Raw genomic sequence first — 14,565 nt, forward strand, 5'->3', positions numbered from 1 at the left:
GCCCGGTCGATCCGGGACACGGGAGGAGCATCGTCGAGATAGCGGCCAGATCCTGACCGCTACCTCGACGAGACTGAGGTCATGACCCACCGACCCTCCGCCCGGTTGCTGGCGCTGCTCTCGCTCCTGCAGGTGCGCCGCGACTGGCCGGCCCAGATCCTGGCCGAGCGGCTGGAGGTCAGCCCTCGTACGGTGCGGCGCGACGTCGACAGCCTGCGCGACCTGGGCTACCGGGTCCGCGCGGTCAAGGGTCCCGACGGCGGGTACCGCCTCGACGCCGGCAGCGAGCTGCCACCGCTGCTCTTCGATGACGAGCAGGCCGTGTCGCTCGCGGTGGCGCTGCGGACCGCCGCTGCCAGCGGGGCGGGCGTGGCCGAGGGGGCGACCCGGGCCCTCACCACGCTGCGCCAGGTCCTGCCGCCGCGGCTGCGGCACCGCATCGACGCGGTGCAGGTCACGCCGATGCCGGCGCACACCGGCGGCGAGGTCGAGCCCGAGGTGCTCGTCGCGGTGAGCAGCGCGGTGCGGGCGCGCGAGGTGCTGCGGTTCGACTACGGCGACGCCGACGCCCCACCCCGTCAGGCCGAGCCGCACCACCTGGTGGTCCGTGGTGGCCGCTGGTACCTCCTGGCGTGGGACCTCGACCGCGACGACTGGCGCACCTTCCGCGTCGACCGGCTCAACCCGCGCACGCCGACGGGCCCGCGCTTCGTGCCGCGCGAGGTACCTGGCGGCGACACCGGCGCGTTCGTCGCCGGCCGGTTCCGGGGCTCCGACACCCCCGACTGGCCCTGCACCGGCGAGGTGGTCCTCACCCTGCCCGCGCGCGACGTCGCGCCGTACGCGATGGACGGGGTGGTCGAGGAGCTCGGTCCCGACCACTCCCGGCTGGTGCTCGGCTCATGGTCATGGGCGGGGCTGGCCGGGGCGGTGGCGCGCTACGACGCAGAGGTCACCGCCGTCGGTCCCTCCGAGCTCCGCGACGCAATGGCCCGCCTGGGCGAGCGGCTGGTGCGGGCCGCAGAGAGCAGCATGTAACACGTCGTTCGACGGTCTACCACGTCGATATTTCAACGTGGTAGACCCAATAGCGACGTGTCACATGCGGCGGGCGCCTGCGCAGGACCGCGAGCATGCAGCCGATGCCCGTGGGTACCAGCCGTGCTCCCCGACCGTCTCAGGAGCACGCCATGACCTCCCTCGCCCACCAGACCGTCGACCAGCTCGGCGGCCCTTGGAGCGTCCTCACCCGCCAGAAGCGCGACCACGAGCGCCTCGACCGGCTGCTGCACCAGCTCGATGGCACCTCGGGCGTCGAGCAGGAGCGGGTGCTGCACCGCATCGCCCGGCTCGTGTTCCCGCACGCGTTCGCCGAGGAGTCGGTGCTGTGGCCCGAGCTGCGACGCCTGCTGCCGGAGGGACATCAGCTGACCCTGCAGGTCGAGTTGGAGCACCAGGAGGTCAACGAGCTCTGGGGCCGTCTCGAGGACGGCTCCCTGTCGCCGAGCGAGCGGCGCGAGGTGCTCGACCGCCTGGTCGAGGTCCTGCGCGAGGACGTGCGTGACGAGGAGGACGAGCTGCTGCCGCGGCTGCAGGAGGCCGCAGGGCCGGCCCGGCTGCGTCAGCTCGGCGTCGCCTGGGAGGCCGTACGCCGCACCGCGCCAACCCGTCCGCATCCGGTCGTCGCCCGTCGGCCCCCCGGCAACGCCCTGGCTGCGCTGCCGCTGACGGTCATCGACCACACCAGGGACCTCGTCGACGCGGCCGCCCGCCGTACCTCGAACGGCACCGCCACCCGGCTGCGCACCACCAGCCAGGCCATGGCGCGCGCCGCCGGCCGCGTCGAGCGGGTCGGGGTACTGCGCCGCGGCGAGCACCGCAGCACGCACCGGGGTTAGCCGCGGGTGCCGTGAGTTTGACCGGGTGCCTGGTGAAACTCATGCCTCCCGCATGAAGTTCCGTACGGGAAGCGCGAGTTTCACCGGGTGCCCGGTGAAACTGGACGACGCCAGTTCAGTGCGCACCCAGACGCGCAGCACGACGACGACCACGACGGCGGCGGCGACGAGCACGCGTGGGTGGTGCCGGTGAGGGCGGCGAGGGCGGCGAGGGCGAGGACAAGGTGGAGCCGAGTCCGAGTCGTGCTGAGGATGCGGGGCATAGGGGCCTCCAGGGGTTTCAGGTGAGGACGAGCAGTGCTGCGCCGTCCAGCAGGGCCGGCACGGTGGTGAGCACGGTGGCGAGCAGCGCGGAGCGATGCTCCAGGGCGAGCAGGGGAAGCAGGGCGTCGCCGTCCTGGCTCACCGTGTTGGCGACCAGGGTCGACAGCGGCATGCCGCCGGCCAGGAAGATCCCGGCGAAGACGATCTGGACCGCGCAGCCGGGGATCAGACCCACCAGAGCCCCGACCACGACGCCGGCGACGCCGAACAGCGGCAGCTGGGAGCCGTCGAAGCCGGTCAGGTGCGTGACCAGTGACCAGGCGAGGTAGGCGACGGCCACCCAGACGGTGACGAACGCGATCTCGTGGCCGCCGTGGTGCAGCACCTGGGTCATCGAGGTCGGGTGGGCGGTCCAGTCGTCGTCGTCGTCGGCGAGCTTGCAGCCCCCGCGGACGAAGGCCACGACGGCGACGGCCGTGCCCGCCACACCGAGGACCAGGGAGAGATTGTCCGGCCGGAGCAGCTGGAAGTCACCGGCACGCCACCGTGGCGCCGGTGCCGAGGCTGAGCCACAGCAGCGCCGGCAGCACGCCCAGCTCGTGGAGCCGGACCGCGGCCGGCACACGCCGGGCGGCCACGAGCACGGGCTCGCGCGGCACCGGATCCACAGGCAGAGGCCGGGCGGCCGGTACGACGACAGCCACCCGCCGCCGCGGCGCGATGCCCAGGGCGTCGACGACGTACCCGGACAGCGCACCCACGGTCACGAGCAGCACCTTCAGCTGCAGCGTCAGCACCGGATCGGCGGCGAGCAGGACCCAGGATGCGTCCCCCATCGTGGCGACCAGCGCCGCGATGGCGGCGCCGTACGACACCCCCCCCGCGCGTAGACCGCCATGACCACGATCGCCCCGCCGCACCCGGGCGGCACCGTCAGCGCCGCGGCCATCAGGGGGCCGAGGCGGAGGTGCCGCACGAGCGCGTCGTCGAGCCGGTGTGCCCAGCGGAAGCGGGCCCAGCCGAAGGGCGCCACGAGCAGCGCCACAAGACGCCCACCCGGTCATGTTGTAGACCCGGGCCGTCTGCAGCCGGCTCTGCGCCTCGGCGGCGACGTTGTGGCGGAAGTCGGCGAGCAGGTTGCCGCTGCCGACGATGTAGCCGCCGTTCCACGCGATGCCTTGGCTGTTGGTCGGCATCGCCGCCCCGCCGGTGACGATCGCATGCTGGACGTTCTGCCCACCGAGCACCGCCGCCAGGGCGGGATTGGCGGCCGCCGCGTCGGCCTGGGTCTGCGACGGCGCACTCGTGTCCTTGTACTTGCCAGGGGATGCGGCAGTTCCAGCCCTGCCAGAGGTACCGCATCATCACGGTCATCTCGCCGAACTGGCCGCCGACCAGCCCTTGGAGCTTGGCGGCGAAGAGCGCGTCGGGGCGCTCGGGCTTGACGTCGAACTGCAGGTTGATGCTGTGCCGGCACATGAGGGTCCTTCCGCAGTGGGGGCGCCGGTCGCTCCCGATGCCGACGACCCTTCCGGCGCGCCGTGTCCCGTCCTCCCGCGTACGCCGGTCCGTCGCGACGCCGTCACCGGGGAATCACCCCGCCGGGTGAGGGAGGCCGGGGCCCGGCGAGGGCACCTGGCTGCCCATGGGCTCGACACCACGACGGGAGGCGGCAGTGACAGAGCACCCGAACCTGCGCCTCGGGCTGCTGGAGGACTTCGAGGTCTCCTTCGCCGGTGACGTGCTCCGGACGTCGCTGCCGGCCCAGCGCCTGCTCGCCCGACTCGCGGTGCTCCAGCGCGGGCGCCCCGTCCAGCGCACCACCCTCGCGGAGCGGCTCTGGCCGCAGGCGCCTCCCGGCCGGGCGGCGTCGAGCCTGCGCTCGGTCCTGTGGCGCCTGCCCCGCCCCCGGGGACGGACGCTCGTCATCTGCACCACCACCACGGTGCGCCTCTCCGGCGACGTCCACGTCGACCTGTGGGACGTGGAGGCGCAGGCCCATGCCCTCTGCACGGAGGACCAGCCGCCGCCCACGGCGCTCGACGACCTGGCCCCGCTGACCCGCGACCTGCTGCCCGCCTGGGACGAGCCCTGGCTGCAGGTGGAGCAGGAGAGCTTCCGGCAGAAGCGGCTGCACGCACTGGAGCGGTCCTCGGACGCCCTGCGCCGGCGTGGGCGGTTCACCGACGCCCTCTCGGCCGGGCTCGGGGCGGTGCAGGCCGAGCCGCTGCGTGAGAGCGCGCACCGCAGTGTCATCGCGGTCCACCTGGCGGAGGGCAACCACGCGGAGGCGCTGCGCCAGTACGACGCCTACCGGACCCTGCTGGCCCACGACCTGGGGTTGCGTCCGTCGCCCGTGATCCGCACCATGGTGGCGCCGCTGCTCGGCCGCCCGGTCGACGTGCCCGCGGTGTGAGGCGCAGGGCCGCGTGACCTTCCAGCCGCCGGTATCCGACCGGCGGCGGAATCCCAGAGATCGGACCCGCTCGTGACGAACACCGGCACCCGCCCGCTCCGGCTGGCGATCGTCAACGACTACGAGATCGTCGTCCAGGGCCTCGCGTCCATGTTCGCGGCCCACTCCGACCGGGTGCACGTGGTCGAGCTCGACAACCGTGAGCCGGTCGTCTCCGACGTCGACGTGGTGCTGCTGGACGCCTTCGGCTACGTGCCGGGCGACGGCATGGACGTCGCCGACCTGGTGCGGCCGGGCGGCCCCAAGGTCGTGATCTTCAGCGTCACCCCGGACCCTCGGGCCGTCGAGCGCGCCGTGGCCGACGGCGCGGCCGGCTACGTCTCCAAGACGTTGTCGGCGGAGGAGCTCATCGAGACGCTCGAGGCCATCCACGCCGGCGAGCGGGTGTTCCCCGACCCGGACCTGGTGGCGGAGGAGGACATCCCGACCGACGGTGCCGGCGCGACCTGGCCCGGCGCCGAGCTCGGGCTGAGCGCGCGGGAGTCGGAGATGATGGCCCTGATCGCCAAGGGCATGAGCAACCAGGAGATCGCCGCCACGGTCTACCTGAGCATCAACTCGGTGAAGACCTACATCCGCACCGCGTACGCCAAGATCGGCGTCAACCGGCGCAGCCAGGCCACCCGCTGGGCCCTCGAGCACGGCTTCGGCGTGACCGAGAAGCGCGTCGTCACCGAGGAGTAGCCGCGGGGCGCATCGCAGGCGCCCGGTCCGGGTACCACTCCTGCTGCCCGAGACTCGGGCCAGGAGAGGAGAAGACAAGTGACAGCTGGGCGCGAGGCGCTCGTCCTGATCGACCTGCAGCGAGACTACTTCGCCGACGACGAGCTGGAGCGCTGTCGCGAGGACCTGGTCGCGGCGTGCAACGACCTCGTCGGCGCGGCGCACGCGAGCGGCGTCCCCGTCATCGAGGTGCGCACCGTCCACGACCCCGGCGGGAGCACCTGGACGATGAGCATGCGTGAGGACGGCCAGGGCATGGCGCTCGAGGGCAGCACCGGCGCGGAGCCGGTCGAGGGACTGAGGACCGAGGGGGCGAGGCTGGTGTCCAAGACCCGCGACAGCGCCTTCTTCGGCACCGACCTGCTCGACGTCCTGCGCGAGGAGTCCGTCGGTCACGTCGTCCTGTGCGGGGTCTCCACCGAGTCCTGCGTGGCCGCCACCGCGATCGAGGCCTTCGCCCACGACCTCGCGGTGACCTTCGTGAGCGACGCCACGGCCTCGGTGGACCGCGACCTCCACGACGACACGCTCGCCCAGCTCGCCGACCGCTACCGCCAGGAGGTCCGCACCGCCGCCGAGGTCGAGAAGCGCTGGGCGAACCGCTGACGCGTCACCAACCTCACCCAATCCCCGCTGACCCGTCGATAAGTCTGTGACGGGTCAGCGGTGAAACGGGGTCGGGTGGTTACCGGCGGCAGATGACCAACGACACCACAGCACCTCTCGCCGTCGTCACCGGCGCCTCCACCGGGATCGGCCGCGCGCTCGCCGCGGAGCTCGTCGAGCGCGGGTACGACGTCGTCATCGCCGCCGAGGAGCCGGCCATCCACGCGGCGGCCGCCGAGCTCTCCCGCGACGGGCGGACCGTCACCCCCGTCCAGGTGGACCTCGCGACCGCCCAGGGGGTGGAGCAGCTGGCGCGCACCGCCCAGGAGCAGGGCGCGCCGGTGGACGCGGTGATCCTCAACGCCGGCGTCGGCGTCGGCGGCCGCTTCGACCAGACCCCGCTCGAGGACGAGCTCCACCTGATCGACCTCAACGTGCGCTCGACGATCCACCTGGCCAAGCTGCTGCTGCCCGACCTGGTCGCGCGCGGTGACGGCCGGATCCTGGTGACGTCGTCGATCGCCGCCGTCGCGCCCGGGCCTTACCACGCGACGTACGCCGCCTCGAAGGCGTTCGTGCACTCCTTCGCCGAGGGCATCCGCGAGGAGCTCAAGGACACCGGGGTCACCGTGACCTCGCTGATGCCGGGCCCCACCGAGACCGAGTTCTTCTCCCGCGCCGACATGGAGGACACCAAGATCGGCCAGATGGAGGACAAGGACGACCCTGCCGACGTGGCGCGCGAGGGGGTCGAGGCCATGCTGAAGGGCCGCTCCAGCGTCGTGGGCGGCTCCTTCGCCAACCGCATCCAGGCCGAGCTCGGCACGCACCTTCCGGACGCGCTGGCCACCCCGCTCATGGCGCGGATGACCAAGCCCCAGGACTGAGCGCCGTACGCTCGCCAGATGAGGTCCCGCTGGCTCGCGAGCTCGCTCGTTGCCGGCGCGCTGGCCCTCGCCATGGTCGCCTGCACGCAGGAGACCTCCGGCGACCCGCCCACGGGTGCACTCACGCCGCTGTCTCCCGTCCCCGAGCCCGGGCCGCGTCCCACGGTGCCGAGGACACCCGAGGCGCGGCCGCGGCCGGTGACGATCGCACTGGCGGGAGACGTGCACTTCGAGGGTGCGCTGCGCCGAAGGCTGGCCGACCCGGCGACGGCGCTGGCACCGGCGACGAGGGCCCTGGCCGCGGCGGACGTCGCCGTCCTCAACCTGGAGACCTCGATCGGCTCCGGCGGACGCCCCGAGGCGGGCAAGCGCTACACCTTCCAGGCGCCGCCCTCGGCGCTCAGGGCGCTGACCGCGGCCGGCGTGGACGTGGCGAGCCAGGCCAACAACCACGCGCTGGACTTCGGCCGCGCCCCGCTGCCGGGGGCCTTGGAGGCGATCGCGACGGCCCGCTCGGCCGACCCGCCGTTGGCGGTCGTGGGGCTGGGCCGCGACGCCGACGAGGCCTTCCGCCCCGCGCGCACCCTCGTGGGCGACGCGGTCGTCGCCACGATCGCAGCCACCGTCGCAGGCGAGGACCCCACCGCCGACCCCACGGGACAGTGGGCGGCGACCGCCTCGTCCCCCGGCACCGCCGACGCGGTCGACCCCGCCCGGCTCCTGCGCGCCGTCGCGGCCGCCGACCGCACCGCCGACGTGGTCGTCGCCTACCTGCACTGGGGCGTGCAGGGCGAGAGCTGCCCGACCGACGAGCAACGGTCACTGGCCGCCGACCTCATCGCCGCCGGTGCCGACGTCGTCGCCGGCAGCCACGCCCATCGCCTCCAGGGGGACGGCCGGCTGGGCGCGGGCTACGTGGCCTACGGACTGGGCAACTACGCCTGGTACACCCAGGACGCCGAGCCGACCGGCGTACTGACGCTCACCGTCCGTCCTGGCCGCACCCGCGCCGGTAGCGCCCGGGTGGTCTCCGCGACGTGGCAGCCCGCCCGCATCGGCCCCGACGGCCTCCCCGCCGCCCTCGCCCCGTCGGATCGTCCGGCCTTCGAGGCCGACCGTGAGGCGCTGCGCAGGTGCGCCGGCCTGGCGCCGTAGCGGAGACCGACCGGGGTGCGCTCACGTGTCCTTCACGCCAGCGCCGTAGGCGCCGCCCAGGACGTCCTCGGCAACAGCGCGGCGGTCGTCATCGCGCGGGCCTTCGCCCCCGCCACCCTCTCGACCAGCCTCGAGCACGGCACAGCTCAGCTGGTCGGGCCTGTCTTCTTCTCCGTGCTGACCGGACGACGCGCCGAGACGTGGGGAGTCGAGGCGCTCGCCTCGCGGTTCCTGTCTGCGGTGGGCCAGGCGTCGCGGTCTCAGCGGGGAGCGGTCGGGTCAGGCCGCTGGCTCGTCCTGCACCTGGCGCCGGGAGCCCGGCTCGACCTCCGGCGGGTCGAGGCCGTGCTTGCGCCCGACGTCGTTGCCGGTCCACCGCGCCCCCAGGTAGAACGCGACGACCGCGATCGCCACGCCGCCGATGTCGTCGGCGACGTAGTGCCAGCCGAAGTAGAGCGTGGCGACCACGGTGGCGAAGAAGTTGACCCAGAACAGGATCCGCAGGCCCCGATGGCGCACGGTGTGCTGGACCATCAGGGCCCACAGCAGCGAGATCGCCGTGTGCAGGCTCGCGAATCCCGCGACCCCCTGGTGGTCGTGCTCGCCCCACAGGAAGCCGTGTCGCGCGTTGACCAGCGAGTCCATGAGGTCGGTGGTCCCGGTGTGGGCCAGGTCGGCGACCAGCGGTGGGTACGCCAGGCCCGGACCCACCGTGGGCAGCGCGTAGTAACAGAGCACCCCCAGCGTCCACGCGATCCCTTGCGACGTGACGAACCACCAGCCGAAGCCGGTGTTGCGCGACCACACCAGCCAGATCGTCACCAGGATGGCGACGAGCGGGATGTAGGCGAGGTAGACGCTGGACAGGAGATGCGCGGCGATGTTGGTGCCGAGCAGGTCGTGCAGCACCGGGGCGGGATCGTTGCCGAAGAAGAGCGCACGGTCCAGCAGATGCAGCTCGCGGTCGTACTTCTCGGACCTGATCACGGGCAGCAGGGACTTGAGGTTGCGGTAGGAGACGTAGACGACGTAGAAGCACGAGATCCCGACGACGACCAGCTGCAGGCGCTCGCGCGTCCAATGGGTGGTGAGGCGCTCGCGCACGGCCGCCCTGGTCCGCCCCGGGTGGAGCCGGCCCACCCAGAGCGCGCGCGGCAGGAGGTCAGCCAGGACCGCGGCTCCACACAGGACCGGCAGGCGCACCCACGACGGCCCCAGGAAGCTGCCCTCCGGGTCCGCGATCGGCTCGCCGGTCACGGCGCTGCCCACCGCCGCCGCCGTGCCGATCGCCAGGGCGATCACGACGAGCGGGAGCCACACCGGACGCCGTCGGCCTTCTGCGGGCCCAGGGCGGATGCCCGGCGAGGTCCCCTCGGTCACGTTCGTTGGCTCCTCGGTCGAAGACGGCTCGTACGCAACCACGATATTCGCCGCCCCCACCACGGCCGACGGCGAGGCGACACCCAGGCGTCTGAGCCTACGCGGGGGCGGCGACGCAGCTGACCAGGCGACCGACGACGAGTCCCTCCCCGATGAGGCGGACGATGGTGTCCTGCTGCTCCTGGGCGCGCTGCCAGCGCTCGTCGTCGCCGTGCCGCTCTCGGATCAGGTCCTCCACGCGGTCCGCGGCCTCCTGCCAGTCGTCGGGTGTGCCGGGGAGGTCGGTCAGCAGCGTCTGCCCGACCACCTCGAGGCCGCTCGCCCCCAGCTCGTCGAGGAGCTCCTGGTGGCTGGGGAAGTGGTTGCCCTCCGGCTGGTCGGGCAGCGAGTCCACCGCCCGTTCGTAGACGAGCAGACCGACGGCGCCCCCCGCCACCACGACGCGCCGGAGTTCGGCGAGGTAGGGGGGCTTGTCCGCCAGGGTGCAGAGCACGCCCAGCGACCAGGCCGCCTCGACGCTGCCGTCGCGAAACGGCAGGGCGGCGCCGTCGGCCACCACGACGGGGCGGCCGAACAGCGAGCGCGAGGCCCGGCAGGCGCCCTCCATCGGCTCGGCGAGGAGCGGTCGGACCTGCCACGACCGTGCGGCGTACTCGGAGGGGCCGCCCACGCCGGCCCCCGAGTCCAGCAGTCGCGCGCCCTCGCCGAGCCCCATCGCGGAGCCCAGCCAGTCGAGGGCGGCAGGGCTACCGCTCCCCCGGCAGGCAGCCGGCAGGGCGTGGTCCTCGCCCAACTCCCGCACGGCGGACGCCGTCCAGGACGCCACGGTGTCGAACTCGTCGATCATCGGCTCAGCCTCGATCATCGCCCCTCCTTGATCCGGCGGCCGATCTCGGCCTTGACGTGGGCGCCGGCCAGCGCGCCCTCCTCCGACGCGAGCCCGGACAGGTTGACTCCCGAGACCCCCGCGACGGCCAGCAGCGCCCTGGCCTCCCGCACCGCGGTCTCGATACCCGCCTCGCGGACATCGGATGCACCCAGCACCCCTTCGACCTGCGCCGGGTCGACGTCCAGGCCGGGGAAGCGCTGCAGCACCCTCGCCGACCTCTCGTCGGTGTAGACGGCCACGCCCGCGATCACCGGGATCGTGAGCCCTTCGGCGCGGGCCGCCGCGACGAAGCCCGCGACCTGCGCCGGGCTGCCCACGTGGTTGAGGACCGCCAGGTGCGCCCCGGCCGCCTGCTTCTGGACCAGGCGGGCCGGACGAAGATGGCGGGGGGCGGCGGACGGCGCCTCGGGCACGGCGACCGCGTGACCGGTCTGGGACGCAAGGGCCGCCAGCTGGGTGCCGTCGAGGTCGAAGACCTGGGTGACCTCCGGCCGCATCCCGGCGGCCCGTGCGTCGCCGGTCGCGCACAGCACCCCGTCGACGCCCGCCACGGCGAGACCGGCCAACTCCTGCTCCAGGACCACCCGGTTGCGGTCCCGGCAGGCCAGGGTCACCCAGGGCACCCCGCCGGCCTGCGTCACGAGCGCGGCCATCAGGGAGGGCGGGAAGTCCGGGCGGTTCTGGTGCTCGCCGACGAGGACGGCGTCGCAGGACCCGCTCAGCGCCTCGACGACGTCCCCCAGCCCGGCGGCGTCGAAGGGCGGGATCGTCAGGTCGGTCACCACGGCCGCGCCGTCTCGCGCGGCCGCGAGCAGCGTGCTCTCCGGAGCCGGGCGCACGGGCGCCTCCCGCTCCCAGCGCACCACGGTGGCGCCCGGAGCTGCGAACGGGCACGGCCGCGCGTCCACCTCGCAGGAGCCGTCGTCGTGCACTCCCCCGCAGGGGCCGAACACCATGCGTTTGGGGCACGAGGGGACCTCGCGCTCGTCGACGTGACCGCCAGCCATGCGACGCGCCTCCCGGGGATCGAAACGCCGCGGGCACTGCCGCGGCCTGTGCTCGCACGTTACGTGACGCCGGCTCCGCCCGCCCCGAGACCGACGCCGCTCACGGCTCCAGGATGTAGCCCAGCCCGAGCTCGTCAGGAGGTACCGACGATGCGCCGGGTCGTCCTCCAGCTTGCGGCGCAGCCGGGCGATGTGGACGCGCAGATAGTGGCCCTCTCGCTCATAGGTCGGCCCCCACACCTCACGCAGGATCTGCTGGCGCGGCACCAGCGTCCCGACGTTGCGCGCCAGGAGCTCCAGGAAGGCCCACTCGGTCGGGCTGAGCCGGACGTCGACCCCCTGCTTGGCCACGTTCTTGCGCCCCATGTCGATGACCAGCGGACCGACCTCGAGCACGGCGGGGGTCGGCGTCCCGCTCTCGGCGCGTCGTACGGCGGCGCGCAGTCGGGCGAGGAGCTCGCCGATGGCGAACGGCTTGGTGACGTAGTCGTCGGCCCCCAGGTCGAGCGCCTCGGCCCTGGTGCCGTCGCCGGCGGTGTGCACCTGCCAGCCCGCGGCTCAGGTTGATGCTCAGGGCACGGACCAGGGCGGGCTCGTCGTCGACGACCAGGACGCTGGGGCTCATGACGCGGATCCCTCCACTTCCGGCGATGGGAGCGGTGCCGGGCTCGGCGAGGGGGCCCTCGGCAGCGACAGCACCATCGTCAGGCCGCCACCGGGAGTCTCCTCGGCGGAGAGCACGCCGTCGATGGCCTCGGCGAGCCCCCGGGCGACCGCCAGGCCCAGCCCCCGTCCACCGGGCGCGGAGTCCGAGAGCCGCTGGAAGGGCTCGAACATGCGCTCGCGCTGATCCGGCGCGACCCCGGCCCGCGGTCCCCGACCAGGATGTCTGCCACGCAGCGGCGTCTGCTCGACTCGGCGACGGCCGAGTTCGCGGAGCTCGGGCTCAGCGGGGCCCGGGTCGACCGGATCGCCGCGGCCGCCGCGGCCAACAAGCGGAGGATCTACCTCTACTTCGGCAACAAGGGACGCTGTTCGACCTCGTGGTCGCTGGCGCCCTCCAGCGCCTCATCGCCGCGGTGCCGCTGGACCCCGACGACTTGCCGGGCTACGCCGGCTCGATGTTCGACGCCCTCATGGACGACCCGGCGGTCTTCCGGCTCAGCATGTGGCGACAGCTCGAGCGGCCCGAGGCGACCGCGGCCGAGGTGGACTCCTACGCCGAGAAGGAGGCGGTCCTGACCGACCGGGGCCTCGGCCGGACGGGCTCGCTGTCACCCCGCACGTACCTCGCCATCGTGTTGTCCGTCGCGCAGACCTGGCATCTCGCCTCCCCGGCGCTCCAGCCCTCGCTGCCACCCGCGCCGAGCTGTGCAGCGCCATCGTGGAGGTGGTGCGCCGCATGACCGACGACGCGGCAGCCACCGCAGGCGCCGGCTAGGGACCGCGTCCCTCAAGGCGCGCTCGCGTGGCCCTGATGGCCGTGGACCCGCCGTGCGACCACCTCCCGGTGAGTGAGACCGCATCGGAGAGCGAAGCACGGCCGCTCCTAGCGTGACGCATCACACACGATCCGGGCGTCCCGAGACGCCGGGACGACCCACTGGAGGATCAGTGAACCGCTTCACGACACGGAGCCGCATCGCCACCGCACTCCTCGCGGGCTCGCTGCTCGTGGCCGGATGCGCCAGCTCGGACAGCGAGGACGACGACGGGGACGGGGACGGGGGATCATCCGCGCTGACCAAGGAGGAGATCTACGCCGCCGGCGTCGTCGGCGTCACCGACGACCCGGGTGAGCCGCAGCAGGGCGGCACGCTCACGCTGGCCGACTACTCCGAGGCCCGCAGCCTCGACCCCACCAAGACCATCCCCAACGGCGCGGCCGGCGGCAACGCCCTCGCGGCGGTCTACGACGTCCTGATGCGCTACGACCAGGCCAGCGACAGCTTCGAGCCCTGGCTCGCCGAGTCACTGACGACCGACGACAACGTCACCTGGACCCTCACGCTCCGCGACGGCGTGACGTTCTCCGACGGCACCCCGCTCGACGCGGCCGCCGTGGTCGGCAGCCTCGGCTACTACATGGAGAACGCTGGCTACAACACGCTCCTGCTCGCCACCAACATCAAGGACATGCGGCCCGAGGGCGACTCGACGGTGGTGTTCACGCTCAACCAGCCGTGGATCACCTTTCCCAACATGCTGGCCAGCGGACCCGGCATGGTCGTGGCGCCCGCGGCGTACGCCGGCGGGCCCGACGCCTTCGAGCCCATCGGTGCCGGGCCGTTCGTCATGGACAGCTATCAGCCGGCCGAGGAGCTCGTGCTCGCCGCCAACCCCGACTACTGGGGCGGGGCGCCGCACCTCGACGAGCTGCGCTTCGTATGGCTGGGCAGCGACGATGCCCGACTCGAGTCGCTCACCGACGGCACCGTCGACGCGGCCAACATCCGCGCCCCGCAGACCCTGGAGAAGGCCCGCAACGACGGCTTCGCGGGGATCATGTCGCCCAGCGGCCTGGCCACGATGTTCTGGCTCAACAACCGCGAGGGGCGCGCCGCGTCCGACGTACGGGTCCGCCAGGCCATCAACCACGCCATCGACCCGGTCGTCTATGCCGAGCGGGTGAGCGGCGGCGCCGGCCTGCCGGGCCGCAACATCTACTCGCCGAGCGCGCCCTACTTCGCCGAGGTCGAGACGTCGGACTACGACCTGGAGAAGGCCAAGTCGCTGCTGGCGGAGGCCAAGGCCGACGGGTACGACGGCACCCTGACCTACATCGGCCAGTCCGACCAGGCCTCGCAGACCGGCGCGGTGACGATCCAGGCGATGCTCGAAGCGGCGGGATTCACCGTCAAGACCGACCTGCTGCGCAACATCGCTGACCAGACCCAGCGGATCTACGTCACCCACGACTACGACCTGGCGGTCTCGGCGATGAGCATCCCCGACGAAGACCCCTACTCCCGCCTGGCCACCAACCTGATCGGCGCCTCGCCGCAGAACCCCTCGGGCTACGCCAACCCCGAGATGGACGAGCTGATCGCCCAGCTGCAGGCGGCCGAGGGCGACGAGGCCACCGCGCTGCTGACGCAGATCAACGAGCTGTGGCAGGAGACCGTGCCCGGCGTCGCGATGGGCGCGGGCGCGTTCTTCCAGCCCTGGAACGACGACGTCCATGGGATCACCTCGACCTCGGAGACGATGCTGCTGTTCGGCGACGCCTGGAAGGGCTGAGCCCACATCGACGAAGCCCCCGCCCGGCCTCCGGGTGGGG

The 14,565-nt window shown here is 73.1% G+C and carries 15 protein-coding genes and 4 pseudogenes; 10 read left to right on the plus strand and 9 right to left on the minus strand.

Features of this window, described 5'->3' with window-relative positions:
* The first annotated feature begins 81 nt into the window (after positions 1 to 81).
* Together LRP67_RS02045 and LRP67_RS02050 are read left to right on the plus strand one after the other, a co-directional pair.
* A complete protein-coding gene (locus LRP67_RS02045) occupies positions 82 to 1,038 on the plus strand; it encodes a YafY family protein (RefSeq protein ID WP_231268487.1) in 957 nt (318 codons plus the stop codon).
* Positions 1,039 to 1,190: 152 nt separating this feature from the next.
* Positions 1,191 to 1,898, plus strand: coding sequence for a hemerythrin domain-containing protein (locus tag LRP67_RS02050; RefSeq protein WP_231268488.1), 708 nt, complete (start codon positions 1,191 to 1,193; stop codon positions 1,896 to 1,898).
* A 39-nt stretch (positions 1,899 to 1,937) separates the two neighbouring features.
* Here the strand turns inward: LRP67_RS02050 and LRP67_RS21200 are convergent, their stop codons facing one another.
* The 5 genes and pseudogenes from LRP67_RS21200 to LRP67_RS21730 all read right to left on the minus strand — a co-directional run.
* Positions 1,938 to 2,072, minus strand: a complete 135-nt coding sequence (locus tag LRP67_RS21200) for a hypothetical protein (protein ID WP_269210963.1) — start codon at positions 2,070 to 2,072, stop codon at positions 1,938 to 1,940.
* Positions 2,073 to 2,178: 106 nt separating this feature from the next.
* A complete protein-coding gene (locus LRP67_RS02055) occupies positions 2,179 to 2,649 on the minus strand; it encodes a putative manganese transporter (RefSeq protein ID WP_231268489.1) in 471 nt (156 codons plus the stop codon).
* A 43-nt stretch (positions 2,650 to 2,692) separates the two neighbouring features.
* Positions 2,693 to 3,207 (minus strand): annotated as a pseudogene (locus tag LRP67_RS21205) (putative manganese transporter).
* Between the two features lie 73 nt (positions 3,208 to 3,280).
* Positions 3,281 to 3,409: pseudogene (locus LRP67_RS22020) on the minus strand (manganese catalase family protein); the annotation flags it as partial.
* 139 nt (positions 3,410 to 3,548) lie between these two features.
* Positions 3,549 to 3,641, minus strand: a pseudogene (locus LRP67_RS21730) (hypothetical protein); the annotation flags it as partial.
* Positions 3,642 to 3,837: 196 nt separating this feature from the next.
* Between LRP67_RS21730 and LRP67_RS02070 the strand changes: the two are divergent.
* The 5 genes from LRP67_RS02070 (at position 3,838) to LRP67_RS02090 (ending at position 8,009) form a co-directional block, all read left to right on the plus strand.
* On the plus strand, positions 3,838 to 4,578 hold the full coding sequence (locus LRP67_RS02070; protein WP_231268490.1) for a BTAD domain-containing putative transcriptional regulator: 741 nt from the start codon (positions 3,838 to 3,840) through the stop codon (positions 4,576 to 4,578).
* A gap of 72 nt (positions 4,579 to 4,650) precedes the next feature.
* Entirely contained in the window at positions 4,651 to 5,322 is a 672-nt protein-coding gene (locus LRP67_RS02075) for a response regulator transcription factor (protein WP_231268491.1), read from the plus strand.
* Positions 5,323 to 5,400: 78 nt separating this feature from the next.
* Complete coding sequence (locus LRP67_RS02080) at positions 5,401 to 5,967, plus strand: cysteine hydrolase family protein (RefSeq protein WP_231268493.1); 567 nt, start codon at positions 5,401 to 5,403, stop codon at positions 5,965 to 5,967.
* A gap of 92 nt (positions 5,968 to 6,059) precedes the next feature.
* Positions 6,060 to 6,854 (plus strand): SDR family oxidoreductase, encoded by a 795-nt coding sequence (locus tag LRP67_RS02085; RefSeq protein ID WP_231268495.1) that lies wholly within the window; start codon positions 6,060 to 6,062, stop codon positions 6,852 to 6,854.
* Positions 6,855 to 6,872: 18 nt separating this feature from the next.
* On the plus strand, positions 6,873 to 8,009 hold the full coding sequence (locus tag LRP67_RS02090; RefSeq protein ID WP_231268497.1) for a CapA family protein: 1,137 nt from the start codon (positions 6,873 to 6,875) through the stop codon (positions 8,007 to 8,009).
* Positions 8,010 to 8,288: 279 nt separating this feature from the next.
* Here the strand turns inward: LRP67_RS02090 and LRP67_RS21735 are convergent, their stop codons facing one another.
* The 4 genes from LRP67_RS21735 to LRP67_RS02115 all read right to left on the minus strand — a co-directional run bounded on the left by LRP67_RS21735 (position 8,289) and on the right by LRP67_RS02115 (position 12,122).
* Complete coding sequence (locus LRP67_RS21735) at positions 8,289 to 9,389, minus strand: phosphatase PAP2 family protein (protein WP_231268499.1); 1,101 nt, start codon at positions 9,387 to 9,389, stop codon at positions 8,289 to 8,291.
* 97 nt (positions 9,390 to 9,486) lie between these two features.
* Positions 9,487 to 10,254 (minus strand): class I SAM-dependent methyltransferase, encoded by a 768-nt coding sequence (locus tag LRP67_RS02100; protein WP_231268501.1) that lies wholly within the window; start codon positions 10,252 to 10,254, stop codon positions 9,487 to 9,489.
* The gene (locus tag LRP67_RS02105) at positions 10,251 to 11,828 is read right to left on the minus strand and encodes a methylenetetrahydrofolate reductase C-terminal domain-containing protein (protein WP_308189682.1); all 1,578 of its coding nucleotides are present in this window, start codon (positions 11,826 to 11,828) and stop codon (positions 10,251 to 10,253) included. Before LRP67_RS02105 ends, LRP67_RS02100 begins: the two co-directional genes overlap by 4 nt.
* 78 nt (positions 11,829 to 11,906) lie before the next feature.
* Complete coding sequence (locus LRP67_RS02115) at positions 11,907 to 12,122, minus strand: ATP-binding protein (protein ID WP_269210965.1); 216 nt, start codon at positions 12,120 to 12,122, stop codon at positions 11,907 to 11,909.
* A 48-nt stretch (positions 12,123 to 12,170) separates the two neighbouring features.
* On the opposite strand from LRP67_RS02115, the pseudogene LRP67_RS22025 reads away from it, so the two are divergent.
* The 3 genes and pseudogenes from LRP67_RS22025 to LRP67_RS02125 all read left to right on the plus strand — a co-directional run.
* Positions 12,171 to 12,254 (plus strand): annotated as a pseudogene (locus LRP67_RS22025) (TetR/AcrR family transcriptional regulator); the annotation flags it as partial.
* A 74-nt stretch (positions 12,255 to 12,328) separates the two neighbouring features.
* Positions 12,329 to 12,691 (plus strand): hypothetical protein, encoded by a 363-nt coding sequence (locus tag LRP67_RS02120; protein ID WP_231268503.1) that lies wholly within the window; start codon positions 12,329 to 12,331, stop codon positions 12,689 to 12,691.
* Positions 12,692 to 12,899: 208 nt separating this feature from the next.
* Positions 12,900 to 14,525 (plus strand): ABC transporter substrate-binding protein, encoded by a 1,626-nt coding sequence (locus LRP67_RS02125; RefSeq protein WP_231268505.1) that lies wholly within the window; start codon positions 12,900 to 12,902, stop codon positions 14,523 to 14,525.
* Positions 14,526 to 14,565 lie beyond the last annotated feature (40 nt).

It is taken from the genome of Nocardioides sp. cx-169 (assembly GCF_021083605.1).
In the GTDB taxonomy this organism is placed as follows: domain Bacteria; phylum Actinomycetota; class Actinomycetes; order Propionibacteriales; family Nocardioidaceae; genus Nocardioides.